We start from the raw sequence: 2,781 nt of genomic DNA, 5'->3' as shown, positions 1-2,781 counted from the left end.
AAGAATTAAACAAGTTTCTTCCAGTTCCGCCAAATGCAGGCAGGAAACAGTATGCCGGCTTTAAAGCCGCTCTCTCCCCGCAAAGCTATAGTCCCATCAGATATTTCACTCATGTTTGGTTTTTAGCCTGTCTGATATTTTAGCCGTTAGTATATTTGTGGCTTGGCTTATGGTTCCAGACTGAATGGCGGATAGATATCTGTAATCAGCAGGGAGGAGTAAGCGGATACCCTGAGCCCCCAACGCAGCACCCCCACTACAAAATCAAACAGTGACTTCGGGTATTTACCGGTAAATACAATGGTAAACCAAGCGAATATGGTGCATATAAATGCGGCAAATCCCAGGAAAGCCAACAAAATATAATGGGGTATGGCTAAAAACCATTTAAATAGCGGCATCCAGCGGTTCAGGTCAGTTTTGACATTCGGATAAACCAGATTAAGGTGGACTGATTGCTCTTCGTCTGTTGAGGGGTATTCATCCCTCAGCAGGGTAAGATAAGAGATAAATCTGTAACTGAAACGGCTGAGGGCCAGATTCCAGTCAAACCACCATTTAGGGTACTTCTGTTGAAAGAGAATCATAAGTACGGTTGCCAGAATAATAATTCCTCCGGCATTACCTGCGGAATAAGTTATATGGTCAATGGTGTATTTATAACTGCCTCCGCTAATCAGAGACAAGATTATGGCAACAGGGATTATCATAAGAAGGCGGAAGGCTACATTTACCCTGTCACGGGGTTTATCCTGATAATCAACGCTTAGTGTGGCCGGATACTGGGTAACACTGGACATCATGTTATCTCTCCTGCTGAAATATTTTTTTGCCCCTCTGATGCTATGGATATTAAAAACTGCTCCCGACGCAAAAAGTGTTAAAAGGTAAGCCTCAAGTATTCTTCAGATCTGCATTTATATCCTCTGTATTATACCTTTCTCTGCCTCGGTATCAATATATGGCGGATATTTATTTCCGGTTACTTAGGGGTTTGTTCCAACCGGAAAATCAGGCCGATATCTCAAATTATACTAAATGCTTAGTATTATTATCCGTTTTGCTGATTGTTTGACCCTGTGTGCAGGATATATAATCGTATACAAACATCGTATACAAACATCGTATTGCTACTAATAACAGATTTTGTTTGATACAGGGGGTAAGATGGCTCTTGGGCGCTCAGGGAAGACTGGGTGACAACGGGAAAGACCGTAAGCATATGAAAAGGAGAAATGGAATATGCCTAATTTTCACTCAATAGTTAGCCGCCGTGATTTCGTTAAGGCTTTGGGTTTGACTGGTGCCGGTCTTGGCACTGCCGCTGCCGCTACCCCTGTATTTCAGGATCTGGATGATGTAACAGCTTCCCCCAGTGCGGAATGGAAACGCCCCTGGTGGGTAAAAAACCGGGAAATAGATGACCCCACTACCGAGATAGACTGGGATATGATGTATCGGTCCGACGGGCGCATGGTAGGTCAGGTTCGGTCAGTGCAGATAAAATACCTGGGCGAAGAAGAAGTTAACAGACGCAATGCGGTGGGTGCAAAATTTACTGCAGACGGTTTGAAAAACGATACCCCGGGATTGAAAGTGCGTGATCAGGCCTTGGCTGCAGGCGTTATGAGTATGCTGCCGATGGCAATGGGTATGATCCCCAGCATTAGCTTTATGGGCCCGGCAACAGCCACTCCCGAAGCCCGCGGCGTGGCTAAATATCAGGGAACGCCGGCTGAAAACTCCCGCATGCTCCGAAGCGCCTTAATCTTTTACGGGGCTGCTCAAGTAGGCTATGGTGAAGTTACCCAGCGTTACAAGGATAAACTCTTCCGCACCTTTGATAAGGGCAATGCCGCTACCGCTTACCAAGGCGCTTGGCCGCCTCCCCTTACCCAGTGCAAGCAGTACTTTTTTGAAGATGTGCCGGTAGGCTATGATACAGCTGAAAAGATGGTCTTCCCTGCTAATGTACCTCTATACGAGTTTACTTTCATTGTCCCCATGTCAAAGGAGATGTTCCGGTGTTCACCTAGTTCGGCGCTTCAAAATGCGGCTAATCTTAGCCGGTATACTGCCATGGCACAGATTCAGCCCAAGATTCAGGCTTTTATCAAGTCTCTGGGTTACCAGTGTTACGGATATACTCTGCCCATGAATGGTGCGGTACCGACCATTGCCAGTGCCATACTGACAGGCTTGGGTGAAGGCGCCCGTAATATAGGTGCATTTAATAACCCGGAATTCGGCTCAATAACCGGTCTTTTCCACCTGATTACCGATTTGCCGCTTGAGCCTACTCCGCCCATTGATGCCGGCATGTGGCGTTTCTGCCATACCTGCACCAAGTGTGCTGATGCCTGCCCATGGAGTGCTATTCCCACTGACCATGAGCCCAGCTGGGATATTCCCAAGTTGTACGGTCAGGAAGATACCACCCACGTACCCGGCAAGAAACAGTTCTGGACAAACAGCGTTGATTGCTGGCTGGGCAGAGTCCAGCTGGGTACCTGCGGTGCCTGTATGGGTACCTGCACCTTTAATACCGGCAAAAACGCTATCCATGATTATGTCAAAGCCACTTTGTCTACCACTCCTGTCTTCAACAGTTTCCTGTGGCAGGCAGACAAGGCCTTTGGTTATGGTCTCAGAGCAGGTGAAGATCTTGAAAACTGGTGGGACATGCCCCAGCCTATCGGCGGGTTTGACAGCACCTGCGGTATTCAGGGCGGAAGTTACTAGGAGGTTAGAATAAATATGTGGTTAATAGTTGGTTTAATA

At 47.1% G+C, this 2,781-nt stretch carries 2 protein-coding genes; one reads left to right on the top strand and one right to left on the bottom strand.

Annotated elements, in window-relative coordinates:
- Positions 1 to 167 precede the first annotated feature (167 nt).
- Positions 168 to 803: a DUF4389 domain-containing protein gene (locus WC259_RS08260; protein WP_015408007.1), complete on the bottom strand. Its 636-nt coding sequence runs from the start codon at positions 801 to 803 to the stop codon at positions 168 to 170.
- A gap of 439 nt (positions 804 to 1,242) precedes the next feature.
- Here WC259_RS08260 and WC259_RS08255 point away from each other — a divergent pair, with 439 nt between their 5' ends.
- Positions 1,243 to 2,742 (top strand): reductive dehalogenase, encoded by a 1,500-nt coding sequence (locus WC259_RS08255; RefSeq protein ID WP_015408006.1) that lies wholly within the window; start codon positions 1,243 to 1,245, stop codon positions 2,740 to 2,742.
- The last annotated feature ends 39 nt before the right edge of the window (positions 2,743 to 2,781 follow it).

The organism is Dehalococcoides sp., assembly GCF_041654235.1.
Lineage (GTDB): Bacteria > Chloroflexota > Dehalococcoidia > Dehalococcoidales > Dehalococcoidaceae > Dehalococcoides > Dehalococcoides mccartyi_B.
This window is presented reverse-complemented; position numbering and strand designations above follow the sequence as displayed.

What these genes read in the sequence shown, in the direction of transcription:
- WC259_RS08255 (WP_015408006.1), top strand. Translation starts at nt 1,243, where the DNA reads ATGCCTAATTTTCACTCAATAGTTAGCCGCCGTGATTTCGTTAAGGCT.
- WC259_RS08260 (WP_015408007.1), bottom strand. Translation starts at nt 803, where the DNA reads ATGATGTCCAGTGTTACCCAGTATCCGGCCACACTAAGCGTTGATTAT.